General features: G+C 69.8%; 11 protein-coding genes. 5 read left to right on the top strand and 6 right to left on the bottom strand.

Translation table 11 applies throughout. From position 1 onward, the window contains the following. Nucleotides 1–57: 57 nt before the first annotated feature. Both OG407_RS08490 and OG407_RS08485 read left to right on the top strand, forming a co-directional pair. On the top strand, nucleotides 58–1,353 hold the full coding sequence (locus OG407_RS08490) for an ABC transporter substrate-binding protein (RefSeq protein ID WP_405856541.1): 1,296 nt from the start codon (nucleotides 58–60) through the stop codon (nucleotides 1,351–1,353). Nucleotides 1,354–1,445: 92 nt separating this feature from the next. Further along, the gene (locus tag OG407_RS08485) at nucleotides 1,446–2,477 is read left to right on the top strand and encodes a LacI family DNA-binding transcriptional regulator (protein WP_405856539.1); all 1,032 of its coding nucleotides are present in this window, start codon (nucleotides 1,446–1,448) and stop codon (nucleotides 2,475–2,477) included. 2 nt (nucleotides 2,478–2,479) lie between these two features. On the opposite strand, the gene OG407_RS08480 is transcribed toward OG407_RS08485, so the two are convergent. After that, nucleotides 2,480–3,649 carry a glycoside hydrolase family 76 protein gene (locus OG407_RS08480; protein ID WP_405856537.1) on the bottom strand — a complete coding sequence of 390 codons (1,170 nt, stop codon included), beginning with the start codon at nucleotides 3,647–3,649 and terminating at the stop codon, nucleotides 2,480–2,482. A 248-nt stretch (nucleotides 3,650–3,897) separates the two neighbouring features. Between OG407_RS08480 and OG407_RS08475 the strand changes: the two genes are divergently transcribed. Next, nucleotides 3,898–5,511, top strand: a complete 1,614-nt coding sequence (locus OG407_RS08475; protein ID WP_405856536.1) for a glycoside hydrolase family 27 protein — start codon at nucleotides 3,898–3,900, stop codon at nucleotides 5,509–5,511. A gap of 34 nt (nucleotides 5,512–5,545) precedes the next feature. Continuing rightward, nucleotides 5,546–7,006 (top strand): glycoside hydrolase family 76 protein, encoded by a 1,461-nt coding sequence (locus OG407_RS08470; protein ID WP_405856534.1) that lies wholly within the window; start codon nucleotides 5,546–5,548, stop codon nucleotides 7,004–7,006. Between the two features lie 7 nt (nucleotides 7,007–7,013). Here the strand turns inward: OG407_RS08470 and OG407_RS08465 are convergent, their stop codons facing one another. Further along, nucleotides 7,014–7,913, bottom strand: a complete 900-nt coding sequence (locus tag OG407_RS08465; RefSeq protein WP_405856532.1) for an amidohydrolase family protein — start codon at nucleotides 7,911–7,913, stop codon at nucleotides 7,014–7,016. Nucleotides 7,914–8,344: 431 nt separating this feature from the next. On the opposite strand from OG407_RS08465, the gene OG407_RS08460 reads away from it, so the two are divergent. Beyond that, nucleotides 8,345–9,826 (top strand): MFS transporter, encoded by a 1,482-nt coding sequence (locus OG407_RS08460; RefSeq protein WP_405868332.1) that lies wholly within the window; start codon nucleotides 8,345–8,347, stop codon nucleotides 9,824–9,826. A 34-nt stretch (nucleotides 9,827–9,860) separates the two neighbouring features. On the opposite strand, the gene OG407_RS08455 is transcribed toward OG407_RS08460, so the two are convergent. The 4 genes from OG407_RS08455 to OG407_RS08440 form a co-directional block, all read right to left on the bottom strand. Continuing rightward, nucleotides 9,861–11,537: a SpoIIE family protein phosphatase gene (locus tag OG407_RS08455; RefSeq protein WP_405868331.1), complete on the bottom strand. Its 1,677-nt coding sequence runs from the start codon at nucleotides 11,535–11,537 to the stop codon at nucleotides 9,861–9,863. Between the two features lie 164 nt (nucleotides 11,538–11,701). Then, the gene (locus OG407_RS08450; RefSeq protein WP_405856530.1) at nucleotides 11,702–12,406 is read right to left on the bottom strand and encodes a class I SAM-dependent DNA methyltransferase; all 705 of its coding nucleotides are present in this window, start codon (nucleotides 12,404–12,406) and stop codon (nucleotides 11,702–11,704) included. Nucleotides 12,407–12,578: 172 nt separating this feature from the next. Then, nucleotides 12,579–14,771 (bottom strand): hypothetical protein, encoded by a 2,193-nt coding sequence (locus OG407_RS08445; RefSeq protein WP_405856529.1) that lies wholly within the window; start codon nucleotides 14,769–14,771, stop codon nucleotides 12,579–12,581. 73 nt (nucleotides 14,772–14,844) lie between these two features. Next, entirely contained in the window at nucleotides 14,845–15,423 is a 579-nt protein-coding gene (locus tag OG407_RS08440; protein ID WP_365308859.1) for a TetR/AcrR family transcriptional regulator, read from the bottom strand. Nucleotides 15,424–15,459 lie beyond the last annotated feature (36 nt).

The following is a 15,459-nucleotide window of genomic DNA, read 5'->3' as shown; positions in this document are numbered from 1 at the left end:
GATTTGGACCCCGACCCACCTACGAGCCGTATGCCAGCCAGGTATCAGGAGGCCACGATGAAACGATGGATCCGTTGCGCCGGAGTGTTGCTGTCGGCGGGGGGACTGCTCGCGACGGCGGCCTGCGGCGGCTCGTCCGGGAAGCAGTCGGACGGCAAGGCCACGGTCACCCTCATGACCTGGGAGTCCGCTGCCACCAACAAGGCCATCGACCAGGCCCTGACCGGTTTCCACGACCCGAACATCACGGTCAAGCGCGTCGACACCCCGAACGGAAACTACAGCGACAAGCTCGCGGCCCTGACCCAGGCCAAGAAGCTGCCCGACCTGTTCTGGTGCGGCAACGACACCGAGCAGCAGTACACCAGTCAGGGCCTCCTCACCGACTGGGCCTCGCGGCTCTCCGGTTCCAGCGACTTCGGCGCGAGCAGCTTCGTCTCGTCCACCATGAAGAACTGGAAGACCGCCGACGGCAAGATAGGCGGCGTCCCCTCCCTGCTGAACACCTACGGCATCTGGTACGACATCGACGCCTTCAAGGCCGCCGGAATCACCGTGCCCGCCGCGGGCTGGACCTGGGACCAGATGTTCGCCGCGGCCGCGAAACTGCACGCGAAGGGCGCCAAGTACGGCCTGGTCGCCGACGCCCTGACCTCCACGGACGGGCCGTTCTCCCTCAGCACGTACGCCCTGTCCGCGGGCGGGAAGCCCTTCGCGGACAACGTGCACCAGCCCACCAGGACGACCATCGACCCGACCTACACCGAAGGCGTCAGCAAGGTCGTGGCGGGCATCAAGAGCGGTGCCATCGCGCCTCCCGGCTACGACATCAGCAACCAGCAGGGCCTGTTCGCCGCCGGACAGATCCCGATGTTGTGGAGCGGCCAGTGGCTGGCCGCCGGCTTCCTCACCGACAAGCCGAAGATCAAGTACGGCTTCGCGCCCCTGCCCCAGGTGACCAAGCCCGCCACCCTCTACGACGCCGTGGGCATCTGCACCCCGTCCTACACCCAGAACGCGGACGCCACCTTCAAGGTCCTCAAGTACCTCGACTCCACGGTGTGGACCAAGGTGCTGCCCGACTCCCCGGTCGCGGCCCCGGCCTATCTCTCCGCCCAGAACGCCTACTTCGGCGCCCTCGACAAGGCCGGGCAGACGACCGTAGCGGCCACCGTCAAGGCGGGACTGAACACCCCGACCACCATCGGCGTGCGCTTCACCACCCAGTGGGCCAGCCAGTCAAATGACTTGATCACCGCCTACTGGCCGGACATCCTCAACGGCAAGAAGCCGCTCTCCGACCTCCAGACGATGACCGACAAGATCAACGATGTGATCAAGAACAACGGTTAGCGTCCCGGGCCGAGCGGCGGGCCGGGACCCGATACGTATCCTGAGGGCGGTCCCGGCCCCGGTACGCGATGGAAGGTTGGTCTTCAACTCACGTGAGCAGTCGTCCCCCGCACCGCCAGAACACCAGGCCCACGATGCGCGATGTCGCGGAGCGGGCCGGAGTCGCCGTCGTCACCGTCTCCCGCGTCGTCAACGGCATCGGCACGGTCCGCGAGGAGACGGCCGAGCGCGTGAACGCGGCGATCACCGCGATCGGCTACCAGCGCAACGAGATCGCGCGCTCCCTGCGTCCCGGCCAGAACTCCATGACCATCGGGCTGCTCCTCGGCGACCTCACCAACCCGTTCTACGCCTCCCTCGCCAAGGCCGCCGTGGAAGTCGCCAACGAGGCTGGCTACGCAGTCCTGTTGAGCACCGCCGACGAGGACCCCGAGGTCGAGCGCCGGGCCGTCGGCGAGCTGATCGGCCGCCGGGTCGCCGGGCTCATCATCGTCCCCGACCAGGGCGACCACGCCTTCCTCAACGAGATCAACGGCCACGACCACGTGCCCATCGTCTTCGTGGACCGGCCGGCCACCGGCGCCGAGGCCGATGTCGTGCTGGTCGACAACGAGGACGGCGGACACAAGGCCACCCAGCACCTCGTCGACCAGGGCCACCGCCGTATCGCGATCCTCGTCGCGCCCTCGTACTACAGCACCGGCCGACGGCTGCGCGGCTACCGCAAGGCGCTGCGCCGCAGCGGCATCGAGCCGGACAACAAGCTGGTCGTCACCCTGCGCCGCGGCACCACCGAGGAGGCCGAGTACGCCACCCGCGCCCTGCTCACCTCGGCGAACCCGCCCACCGCGGTCTTCTCCACCACGGGATTCCTCACCGAGGGCGTCCTGCGCGCCTGCCGTGACCTCCAAGTCTCCGTCGCCGTCGTGGGGTTCGACGACTTCAAGCTCGCCGACATGCTCCCCACCCCGGTCACCGTCGTCACCTCCGACACCGAGGAACTCGGCCGCCGCGCCGCCCACATCCTGCTGGACCGCATCGACGGCGACGACAGTCCGTCCCACCGGACCGTCCTCCCGGTGCAGCTGATCGCACGCGGCACCGGGGAGATCGGGCACCCGTAACGTCAGTACAGCGTCCGCCACTTGGCGCGCGGCCAGGCGAGCACGGCGTAGAGCTGCACGAGCGCGGCCTGCTGGATCGCCTGGGTGCCACCGGCCGTGTCGAAGTGCACGAGGCCGGTGGCGGGATCGCGCATGGTGTCCCACACCTGGTCGGCGTAGTCGGCCATCGCCCGGTGGTAGGTGTCCTTCCCGGTCACCGACTCCAGGAGCAGCAGGTTCTTGAAGAAGATCGAGTTGAAGAACACCGGCTGCGTGAACAGCCGCCCCTGCGCGACGTAGTAGGCGTACGCGGCGGCGGCAACCCGCTCCGCCTGGCGCAGGTAGGCGCGGTCGCGGGTGGCCTCGTACAGCAGCACGGCGACGCCGACGGGCACGCCCTGGTTGTAGGACCAGACGGTCTTCTCGGTCGTCCCCTGTAGGTCAAGGTGGTCCCAGTACAGGCCGGTTGGGCTCTGGAGATGTGTGTTCGTCCAGTCGTAGAAGCGCTTCGCCCAGTCCAGGTAGTCGCCCTCGCCGGTGATCTGGTGCAGGCGCAGGGCGAGTTGGGCGCCCGGCATGTTCGACACGGTGTTGCGGTCGTGGCTCCAGTCGGCCTGCGTCCAGAAGACCCCGCCGGGCGCGGCATGGCTGCTGTCGGTGTCCCAACCGGACTTGACCAGAGCGAAGATCTCCTTGGCGCGGGCCAGCGCGGCGGCGTCCCCGGTCTGCAGATACCGCTGGACCTTCGCCAGCCCGACCCATTCGTTGTCGTCGTAGAACATGTCCCCGCCCGCCCCGTACGGCGCGACCGGGTAGGAGGCGTAACCGGGCAGCTTGGTCGTCCCGCCGCCCGCGTTCCAGTGGTGCTCCTGCGCCGCCGCGCGCCGCGCCAGCTCCGGCTCGAACTCCGGGTCCACGACGGTGAGATCGAGCGCGGCGATGTGCACCTGCGAGAAGGGCCATTCGTACGAGTACGGGTTGTCGCCGGCCGCCGCCGGGATCTGCTCGCGGACCAGCCCGGAGCCGTCGGTCGCGTCGAAGTGTCTTCTCAGCGCGGAGTACGCGGCCTTGGCGCGGGACAACGCCCTTGCGGAGCTTGGGCGTTCGGCCGCGAAGGCGGGTGTGGCGGCCGTCGCCGTCAGGGCGGCCAGGCCGGAACCGAGCATCACGCGCCGGGAGGGACGCAGCGACATGGAGGCCTCCAAGTCATGAGTCGATGGGTGCGGGTGGGTGCGGGTGGGTTCGGGACGGATACCGATGATGGAAACGTTGTCATCGACTCAGGAGGTCGTCAACGCATCTGACGACACGGGTAGTTCACGCCCGGGACATTTTGGTCCGGACCATTGACGATGCAGCTCCGCTGATGGAACCTTCACGATGGTTACGTTTCCAAAGGTGAGTTCGACCGGCCCCACACGGCGAATCAGGAGACCTCGACATGACCGTCCCGTCCCCCTTCAAGAGACGTCTGAGCACCGCCCTCACGATGGTGCTGCTGCTGGCCCTCGTCCCGGCCCTGCTGGTGCTGCGCGCCGCGCCGCCCGCGCAGGCCCTCGACAACGGCCTCGCGAAGACGCCCCCGATGGGCTGGAACGACTGGAACGCCTTCGGCTGCAACGTGACCGAGCAACTGGTCGAGCAGACCGCCGACTACCTCGTCTCCTCCGGGCTGAAGGGCGCCGGGTACCAGTACGTCAACATCGACGACTGCTGGATGACCTCGGCCCGCAACTCGGCCGGCCAACTCGTCCCGGATCCGGTCAAGTTCCCGAACGGCATCAGCGGCACCGCCGCCTACGTGCACAGCAAGGGCCTCAAGCTCGGCATCTACGAGAGCGCCGGCACCGCCACCTGCGCGGGCTACCCCGGCAGCCTCGGCCATGAGCAGACCGACGCCAACAGCTTCGCCGCGTGGGGCGTCGACTACCTGAAGTACGACAACTGCAACCACCAGAACGTGCCCGACCAGCAGCGCTACACCGCGATGCGCGACGCCCTCGCCAACACCGGCCGCCCGATCGTCTACAGCCTCTGCAACTGGGGCCTCGCCGACGTGTGGACCTGGGGTGCGGGCGTCGGAAACAGCTGGCGCACGACCGACGACATCAACGTCAACTTCTCGACGGTGGTGTCCATTTACAAGGCCAACGTCAAGCTCGCCGCGTACGCCAAGCCGGGCGCCTGGAACGACCCCGACATGCTGGAGGTCGGCAACGGCATGTCGTTCACCGAGGACCGCTCCCACTTCAGTCTCTGGTCGGAGATGGCCGCACCGCTGATCGCCGGCACCGACCTGCGCAAGGCGACCGCCGCCACGCTCTCCCTCTACGGCAACAAGGACGTCATCGCCGTGGACCAGGACTCCCTGGGCAAGCAGGGCACCGAGATCTCCAACTCCGGTGGCCTGCACGTCCTTTCCAAGCCCCTCGCCAACGGCGATGTGTCGGTGGTCCTCTTCAACGAGAACTCCTCCGCCGCCACCATCACCACCTCCGCGAGCGCGGCCGGACTCCCCTCGGCGTCCTCGTACCAGCTCAACAACCTGTGGTCGCACGTCGTCAGCAGCACCAGCGGCTCCATCTCGGCGAGCGTCCCCGGCCACGGCTCGGTCATGTACCGGGTCTCCGTCGGCAGCGGCACCAGCGTCGGCACCACCCACCCGCTGATCGGCGCCTCCTCCAACCGCTGCCTCGACGCCTACAACGGCGAGACCACCCCCGGCACCAAGATCGAGATCTGGGACTGCGGCGGCGGCACCAACCAGGCTGTGACCATCACCGCGGCCGGTGAACTCCGGCTCTACGGCGGCACCCAGTGCCTGGACGCCTACAACAACCAGACCAGCAACGGCACCAAGGTCCAGCTCTACGGCTGCAACGGCGGCGCCAACCAGAAGTGGAGCGTCAACCCCAACGGCACGATCACCGGCACCCAGTCGGGCCTCTGCCTCGACGTCACCGGGGGCGACCAGGCCGCCGGAAACGTCAACGGCACCGCGCTGGAACTCTGGTCCTGCAACGGCGGCGCCAACCAGCAGTGGCGCCTGGGCTGACCTCCCGTACTCCCCCCACCTCGATGGAGCCGGCATGACCTCAACAGCACGACGCGTCAGGAGAGTTGGGACCGGCCTGATCGCCGCCCTGGCCCTGTTCATGCCGGTGTCCACCGGCGTCGCGACCGCCGCCGCCCAGGCGTCGATCTGCAACAAGTACTGCGACGCCCGCGACCCGGCCCTCTCCCCGGGTGACCGACAGCCGGTGGGCGCGAGCATCTACTTCCGCAACATCGCACTGCACTTCGACGACACCGACGCGATGGGCTGGGCCTCGATCACCAACGGCAGCCCCGGCGACGAGGTCTGGCTCGACCGCTCCTTCGACGGCGGCCGCACCTGGAGTTCGGGCAGCAAGCTCGGCGACACCACCGTCCCCGCGGGACAAGGGGGTTGGCGCACCCTGATGTACAACGTCGACGACTGGAACGCCCTCGGCGTGGGCGCGCTGCGCGCCTGCGGCAAGGCGGGGGACCGGGCCGAGATCGCCTGTACGGCGTGGGCCCGCACGACGTGGAACGCGGGCAGCCGACCGACTGCCGCCGCCACGGCACTGATGCAGTCGTACAACCTGGGCACCGGCCTGTTCGACACCACCGGCTGGTGGAACTCGGCCAACGCCCTGACCGCCCTCATCGACAACGCCCGCGTCACCGGCATGGGCAGCTACAAGTACGCGATCGCCAACACCTACGACCGCAACCTCTCCGCCCAGGGCGGCAACTTCACCAACGACTACATCGACGACACGGGCTGGTGGGGGCTGGCCTGGGTCGACGCGTACGACCTCACCGGTGACTCCCGCTATCTCAACACCGCCCGCGCGGACGCCGATTACATGGCGCGGTACTGGGACAACACGTGCGGCGGTGGTGTGTGGTGGAGCACGGCGAAGACCTACAAGAACGCCATCGCCAACTCCCTCTACCTGGAGCTGAACGCCGCTCTGCACAACCGCATCTCGGGCGACACGACGTATCTCGGCCGGGCGAACGCCGAGTGGTCGTGGTTCAAGGGCACCGGCATGATCAACGGCTCCCACCTGGTGAACGACGGTATCAACCTGGCGACCTGCGGCAACAACGGCGACACCACGTGGTCGTACAACCAGGGCGTGCTGCTCGGCGGCCTGTCGGAGCTGTACCGGGCGACCGGGGACGCCGGTCTGCTGACGACCGGCCGTCAGATCGGTGACGCCTCGACCACGTCGACGGCGCTCAACTCCGGTGGAATCCTGCGGGAACCGTGCGAGACGAGCGGCTGCGGGGGCGACGGCCCGACCTTCAAGGGTGCGTACGTCCGGGGCCTGGGTGCCTTCAACTCCCGCCTGTCCGACCGCCCTTACACCGCCTACATCAAACGTCAGGCGGACACGGCCTACGCGAACGACCGCAACTCCCTCGACGCGTACGGGCTGCACTGGGCCGGACCGCTGGACTCCACCGACGCGGCCCGGCAGCAGAGCGCGCTCGACCTGATGAACGCGGCGAATTGACGGACCGTCACCCCTCCCCGGTGAGGAGCCGTCTCGGATTGGCGATACGAAAGGCGTAGGCAGCCGCCCCGCCCAACCCGTACCCCGGGTGGCGGGGCGGCTCCGCGTAGGGCCGGTCCGAGCCCTGGACGACGGCGTCGACGCCGAGCGCGCGCACGATCGCCTCGACGGCGGTCGGGCCGTAGGACGACGTCTCGACGAACACGCCCTGGTCACCCTCCTGTTGCTGCCCGCCACGGGCCGACAGGCGTTCGCCGTGGAGCGGGGCGAGTCCGGCCAGCAGGGCGAAGCACACGCGGAGGCGTGGATGGCGGGGGCGGCCGAAGGCGCGGAAGGCGTACCAACTGGCGTGCATCTGCTGGACGTACGGGACCATCGCGGGCCACCAGGCGGGGTCCGCCGAGGAGCCGACCGCGGGCCCCGGGTGGACGAAGAGCGGGAGGTCGCGTTCTTCGAGGAGTTCGAGGAGCGGTGCGCAGCGGGCGTAACCGGCCGCGTCGGCAAGGGAGTTGGCGGGGAGTTGCAGGCCGGCGAAGCCCCGGTCGAGGTCTTTGGCGGTCGTGTCGGCGTCGATGTCCCGTACGCAGGCCGCGGCCCACGCCCCGAAAGGGTCCGGCAGCGCGGCCGCGCCGTCGTGATACGCGTCGAGGAGTGGCCGTGCTTCCGCCTCGGGCAGCCACTCGACGCCGATCGGGGCGGACAGCGAGATGAGCACCCGGCCGAGGCCGTCGGCGGCGGCGAGTTCCGCGCGGCGGGCGATGTCGTGGTCGGCGGCCGGTATCTCGAAGGGCGGTTCGCCGTCGAGGAACAGCGTCCAGCCGTCCAGGAACGGCGGTTCGCGGCGGGCGCGCAGAGCCGTCACCAGCGAAGGGGTCCACAGATGCTGGTGTACGTCGACGTTGGTCATGTCGCTTCTCCCGCCAAGGCGTTCAGTGTGCTGCGGACGTCGTCGGACCCCAGGATGCGGATCGTGCGATAGAGGAACTCCGGCCCCCGCCCCAACGTGCCCGGCGCCGCAACACCCCGTCCGCCAGGGGGACTTGGGTGCCCTGGTGGGCGACGGCGACGACATCGCCGTAGGGCAGCGTCCGTCCGGCTGCGACGACCTCGGTCACCAATGGTTTCTCCCCATGTCCTGTCATGTGTGAACCTAGCGCCTGGGCCTGTGATGATCGAGTGGTGGGGAGCAGGGGGCGGGCGTACCGTCGAACGGTGGGTATCCGGTGGACGGAGCCGTTCGCCGGCCTCTCGTGAGTGCGATCCGCCATGAGCAGCAGTCCTCAGCAAGCCTCCGCAGCGCAGACCACCACCCGGGACACCGGCGGTGGCGGCAGCACGATGGCGCTGCTGGTCATCGCGTCCTGTCAGCTGATGGTGGTCCTCGACATCACCATCGTGAACATCGCGCTTCCGCACATCCAGAGCTCGCTGGGGTTCTCCACGACCAGCCTGGCCTGGGTCGTCAACGCGTACACCCTCACCTTCGGCGGTCTGCTGCTGCTCGGCGGGCGGGCCGGGGACATCCTCGGGCGGCGGCGGGTGTTCGTGTTCGGGGTGCTGCTCTTCGTACTCGCCTCCCTGCTGGGCGGGTTGTCGCAGAACTCCGGAGAACTCCTCGCCGCGCGCGCCCTCCAGGGCGTCGGCGGTGCCATCGCCTCGCCGACCTCGCTCGCCCTGATCAGCACGACGTTCCGCGAAGGCCCGGAACGCAACCGGGCGTTCGGGGTCTTCGCCGGTGTCTCGGCAGGCGGCGGCGCGATCGGACTGCTGATGGGCGGGATCCTCGTCGAGTGGCTGAACTGGCGCTGGGTGCTCTTCGTCAACGTCCCGATCGGACTGCTCATCGTCCTCGCCACCCCGCGCTGGATCAAGGAGTCCGAACGCCACCCCGGCCACTTCGACATCACCGGCGCGCTGACCTCCACCGTGGGCGTGGTGTTCCTCGTCTACGGCTTCATCCGGGCCGCGCAGGAGGGCTGGCGGGACTGGCTCACCCTGGCCTCGTTCGGCGCGGCCGTGGTCGTCCTCGCCCTGTTCGTGCTGGTCGAACGGCGCTCCCGGCAGCCGATCACCCCGCTGCACATGTTCCGCGACCGCAACCGCGCCGGGACGTACGGCATCATGCTCTGCCTCTCCGCGGCGATCTTCGGGATGTTCTTCTTCCTCACCCTCTTCGTGCAGGACGTGCTGGGCTTCAGCCCGCTCATGGCCGGCTTCGCCTTCCTGCCGGTCAGTGCCGTCATCGCGGTCGGCGCGGGCCTGGCCTCACGGTTCCTGCCGATCTACGGTCCCAAGCCGTTCATGGTGGTGGGCGCGATCCTCGCGGCGGGCGGCCTGTCCTGGCTGACGCTGACGGACGTCGACTCCACCTACCTCGGCAGCGTGCTCGGCCCGATGCTGGTGTTCAGCCTCGGCATGGGCATGGAGTTCGTCTCGCTGACTCTGATGGCGCTCTCCGACGTGTCCGTCCAGGAGACCGGCGCGGCTTCCGGACTGCTCAACGTCACGCAGCAGGTGGGCGGTTCGCTCGGACTGTCCATCCTGGTCACGATGTTCGGCACGGCCAGCCGCAACGAGGCGAAGGACCGGATCCCCGCGTTCCTCGCCCAGGCGACCCCGGCCGAACGCATCCGCTTCCAGCGCACCGGCCAACTACCGGGCACCTGGGGCGATCACGTCCTCACCGCCGGGGTCTCGGCCGCGTTCGTGATGGCCGCGATCTTCACCGTCGCCGCCGCGCTGATCGCCGTCATCGTCATACAGGTTCGCCCCTCCGACCTCGAACGCCTCAAGGGCGGCACGGGAGTTGGGCCGGTCTGAGCATCAACGTCCGTGAAATCACTGGCCCTTGAAGTCACTGGCCCTTCGGGATCTGCTGCTCGAACCACACGACCTTCCCCGTGCTCAGCCGCGTCGCCCCCCAACGCTGCGCGAGCCGGTCGACCAGGAACAGGCCGCGGCCACCCTCGTCGCCCGGCGCGGCCTGCCGCATGCGGGGCACCTGGGGCGAGTCGTCGGTCACCTCGCAGCGCAGCACGTCGGTGCGCAGCAGTCGTAGGGAGATGGGCCGGGAGGCGTACCGCACGGCGTTCGTGACGACCTCGCTGACCAGGAGCTCCGTGGTGTCGAGCAGGGCGTCCAGGCCCCAGCGGCGCAGCACCCGGCGGGTCAGCCGACGGGCCTGGCCCGCGGTGAGCGGGTGGGGGTCGAGGTGCCAGTAGCCCACGCTGTCCGGCGGGAAGCCGTCGAAGCGGGCGGTGAGCAGCGCGATGTCGTCGTCGCGGGGGCCCGGCGCCAGCGCGGTGAGGATGCGGTCGCACAGCCGCTCCAGCGAGGAGAGGCGGTGGCGGTGCGGGGTGGACTGGAGGTGGGTGCGCAGGGCCTCGACGCCCGTCCCCACGTCGGTGTCGCGGGACTCGACCAGACCGTCGGTGTACAGGACCAGGGTCGTGCCGGTGGGCGCGGGCATCTCCACGGACTCGAAGACGACGCCGCCGACCCCGATCGGGGCGCCCGGCGGGACCTGGAGGACCTCGGCGTGGCCGTTCGGGCGCAGCAGCACGGCGGGCGGGTGGCCGGCGTTGGCCATGAGCAGGCGGTGCGAGATCGGGTCGTAGATCGCGTACAGGCAGGTCGCTATGTGGTCGCTGCCGAGGCGCTGGGCCTGTTCGTCGAGGTGGTGGAGGACCTCGTGCGGGGGCAGGTCGAGGCCGGCGAGGGTCTGCACGATCGTGCGCAGCTGGCCCATGATCGCGGCGGAGGTCATGGAGTGGCCCATGACGTCCCCGACGATCAGCGCGACCCGGCTGCCGGGCAGCGGGATCGCGTCGTACCAGTCGCCGCCGACCTGCGCGGTCTTCGAGGCGGGCAGATAGCGGCTGGCGAGCCGGATGCCGGTCGGCTCGGGCAGCGAGGACGGGAGCATGGTGTGCTGGAGGGTGTCCGCGACGGACGCCTCGTGGCCGTACATCACCGCCTTCTGGACGCCGATGGCGGTGTGGGTGGCGAGCTGGGAGGCGACGAGCAGGTCGTCGGCGGTGAACGCGGAGCGGTCGGGGCGGCGCAGCAGGACGACGGTGCCCATGACGTGATGGCGGCCGTGCAGCGGCGCGATGATCAGTCGGCGGCCCGGCGGAAGGGTGCCGTGCGCGCTCGCCGCGGGGCCGAGCAGTTCGGCCACGGCAGGGTGGATGCCCGAGGCGTCGCCGAAGGCCGGCCGCCCGGCCAGGAGCAGCTTCGCGAGCCGTCCGGCGAGCACCGGCTGCACGCGCTCGGCCACGCTCGCGTACTCGGCGTGCGGCATCAGCAGCGCTGACCTGGCCTCCGGCGCCCGGTCGATGCTGTGCAGGCGCAGGACGACGGGCGCGGCCGACTTCTCGTCCCCGACCGGCAGCGGATCGTGCAGGTGGATCACGATCGCGTCGGCGAAGGCGGGCACCGCCGCCCACCGCAGTTCCCGCAGCGTCTCGTCCAGGTCCATCCCGCGGGCGATCCGCCGGGTGGCGACATCGAGGTACTGGAGCCGGTCCATCTGCCGCACGGGCGTCCGCCCGAGCGGTACGACGGGCGCCGGGCCGCTCGCCGAAGCGCCTCGCCGGGCGGTTCCGGCGGGGCCTTCTCGGGGGCTGGGATGCTCCGTCACACGCTTCGTCCCGTCACTGGTACGGCAGCGGCCGCCGGGTCGGTCCTACGGCCTCAGTCGCGCCGTCGGCAGCAGAGGAAGACCTGTTCCTCCGGCGGGACGTCGGCGGTCGCCGGGGCGTAGGTGTAGGAGGTCTCCTTCACGATCTCGAAGCCGGCCGTGTCGAGGATCTTGTGCAGGTCTTCGAGGAGATAGCCGGAGACCCTGATCGTGTGGCCGAGGAACGGGATCGCGAAGTTGTCCACATGGGCCTCCACCATCGACAGGGCGAACAGCCCGCCCGGACGCAACATGTGGTGGATCGTGCGCAGGGCGAGCGGGATCTCCGCGCGCGGGAGCATCAGCAGGGAGAAGAACGCGGCGACGCCGTCGAACCGGCCCAGGTCACGGGGCCCGCCCGGGCGCAGGTCCGCGAGGTCGAGCTGGTGGAACGTGGCAGTGGGGACGTACTCGCCGGCCAGCGCCACCATCCGGGCGGACAGGTCCACGCCGACGACCTCGAAACCCGCGTCGGCCAGCTGCCGGGCGGTCGGCACACCCGTGCCGGCGCCGATGTCCAGCACGCGGGCGCCCGGATCGAGGGACCCGATCAGCCAGTCACCGGCGCCGACCTGGCCTTCCTTGTGCGGGAAGGCCTCGTCGTACCGGTCCCCGATGGCGTCGAAGGCCTCGGCCTGACCGGTGCGGTCGAGCCGAAGGCTGTCGTAGTCGGACCCGTCGTTCGTTCCACTCACTGAAGTGGCCTTTCGTCCGCGCATAGAGGATTGTCCCACAAGTCTGTGAAGTGAGGTTTTGGCGGAAAAAGAACGTGAGGGGCGCCCTGGGGCACCCCTCACGGAACGTCGAGGGCGAGGAAAGCGGACGGACTGATTTCAAGGAGTAGTTGAGAAGGAAGCCCGTCCATGGCCTCGCCGGGGTCGACGTTAGCAGTCAGGCGGGGATCAGGTCGCGCAGATTTTCGAGAGTGATGACAAGAGATCCGGCGGGCAGCTCGGCCGGGCGGCTCATACCGATGAAGGTGACCGGCCCGTCCGGGACCGTCTCGCCGTCCCACAGGGTCACCTGCGTCGCGTTTCCGCTCATCAGGCCGACGAGATGGCGCACGGTGAGCTGCTCGCGCTCGACGATGCCGCGCAGCAGGTTGGCCACCGTCACGCGGTTCTCCTCGACCCGGTTCGCCGACGGGCTGCCCTTGAGATACAGGTGCAGCCACTTCGCCCGCCAGGTGCCGTCCTCCCCGCGCAGGAACACCAGCGGCAGCGCGACCCGCCCCGCACCGCGCAGCTCCGACTTCATCCGCACGGTACGCGGCTCGAACGGCCGCCCCTGCTGCTCGCCTTCACGCAGCATGAACCCGAAGAACGACTCCTCGACCTCCTCGAAGCCCTCGCCCGCGAAGATGTTGACCTGCGGGACGACGAACGTCCCGCGCACGGCGCCCAGCCGCAGGTTGATGAACTCCGAGGCCCCGTCCGGTGCTTCGACGATGTCACCGGAGTGCTCGCCCTCGACCTCGGTGAGCGAGGTGTACGACAGCCACGTGTTCGTCGAGTAGTCGGCGTTCAGCATCAGCGCCGACAGGTCGAAGTCGGTGCGCTGCTCGCTCTCCTTCCAGTACACGAAGAAGCGCAGCAACTCGCCCTCGACCGCCGACAAGGACCCGCGCGGCAGCACGCCGAGCCCGGCCGCCGTCGCCTTCCCGCTCAACGGCAACGCCACGTCCAGCACCTCCGGATCGACCAACAGCCGCTCCGGAGAAGGCAGTCGACGCCGCGTCTCGCCGTCGAGCGCGGCGATCAGCCGCTCCCGCTCCGCCGGTCCTACGACCGACCGCTCGTCGTCGGTCACCCAGGCCCGGCCGCGCCGGTTCACGAAGACCCGCAACTCCCCGGTGTCCCGGGCCCGGTTGTGCAGATGCTCGCGCACCGACAGCACGACCCGGCCCGACACCCGGGGCGCAACGTGCTCGGCGGCGGCCACCACGGCGTCACGCTCCTCCTGCGTGAGCGCCGTGCGCAGCAGCCGGTCCAGCGCGCGGAACAGCTTGCCCGGCGCGGACTTCAGCAGCTCCACCGCGCCCAACAGGTCTGCCTCCCCGAGGAGTTCCTCGACCCGGCCGTCGAGCGACCGTGCCTTCAGCTCTCCTCGCGCGACCGCGAACACGTCGGCCGCGTGCGGCCATCGCGGGTACTCGTGCGGGTGCAGCCGCTCCCCGAGCCGCTTCCACTCCTCCCGGTGCGCGTGCACGTCGGCGAGCTTGGCGGGGGACGCGGCGATCACGGAGTCCAGCCCGGCGAGCAGCGCCCGCCGCACCGGACGGGACAGCGAACGGAAACGGGTCGGCTCCACCAGCGTCACATCGCCGTCCGACAAGGCGCAGGCCAGCCGCAGCACATCGGTGACCGTGTCCAGCAGCAGCTCCGAACCCGCCTTCAGGCGGGCCTCGTTGATGATCGCGCGGTTCTCCCGGACCGGGATCGCCTCGGGCTGCGGCCCGTCGACACACCGCTCGGCCAGCGCCCGCAGATCAGGCCGGTGCTCGTCGCTCAGGGGTGTGGTGCTGCTCGCCAACGCCAGGTAGAGAGCGGTGAGTTCGTCGGCCAGGTCGCCGCCCGCGTGCAGCACCGTGAGCCGGTCGCCCGCCGCCGCGATCAACTCGTCCTGCGCGGCGAGCAGTTCGGCGTACGTGTGCTGATACCTGCCGTACGTCGGCAGGTCGAGGAGGTTCACCACGCCGGTCCGCAACTGCTTGAGCGTGGAGGCCGGGGTCTCCTTGTCGAAGAGCGCCTCGGCGACACACGACATCCAGAAGTCCACGGTGTCGGGCACGTTGGCCGGGAAGTCGATGAAGTAGGCGTTGTGCTGCACGTGATCGCCGACCAGCTCGCGCACGGTCCGCAGAGTACGTCCGGCGATACGCACGACCGTCTCCTCGGGCAGCCCCGACAGCCGGGCCAGCAGGTCCGGGGAGAGCTTGAAGCCCACGGAGAGCAGCACGGCGTCGAACTGCCGCGCAGCGGTGGCGCCTTCGCGCACAGAGCCTGTGGCTTCACCTGAGGGACCCGTGGGGAGGGGGACGCGGAACGTGTGCCGGAGGACCAGTGGTTCGAGACGGTCGATCATTCCCGCATGGTCCCAGAACCGAACAAGCGGGCGCATTCGGGTTTCCCGCGGAGGGTGCGGTGAGGGACGCGGGTCAGCGCCCGGGCGCTCCCGCCCGCAGTCCGTCCATGACCAGGTCCAGGAGCCGTCCGGCGCGCCCCTGCCAGTCGCCGTGCGGTTCGATCTGCCACAGGCCCGCGATGGCGAGAAAGAAGTCGTCGGGGGTGACGCCCGGGCGGATGGTGCCGGCCTCGTCGTTCGCCCGCAGGAGCAGCGCGACGGCCTCGGTCACCGCGCCGTGTCCAGGCTTGGCCGGGGTGCCGGACGCTCCGGCCGCCTGCCGCAGTGCGCCGGCCAGACCGACCTTGGCCCTGGCGAACCGGGCGAGGCGGTCCATCCACTCCCGCAGCGCCCGGTCCGGCGCGCTCGTCTCCAGCAGCGGGGCCGCCGCGTCGGCGACCTGCTGCATCTCGTGGCGGTAGATCTCCAGCAGGAGCGCTTCGCGGTTGGGGAAGTTGCGGTAGAACGTGCCCTGTCCGACGCCGGCCTTCCTGGCGATCGCGCTCAGCGGGACGTCCGCCGCGAGCGTCAGCTCGGCGAGCGCGACTTCGAGGATGCGCTCGCGGTTCCGCTGGGCGTCCGAGCGCTGGGGCGTGCCCAACTCCTCGCGCACTCCTCCTCCTTCGGGGAAATACGGCAGAGCCGACCT

Origin of the sequence: Streptomyces sp. NBC_01515 (assembly GCF_045040345.1) — a bacterium.
GTDB lineage: Bacteria > Actinomycetota > Actinomycetes > Streptomycetales > Streptomycetaceae > Streptomyces.
Note: the sequence above shows the minus strand (reverse complement) of the source record. Positions and strands in the feature narration are given on the sequence as shown.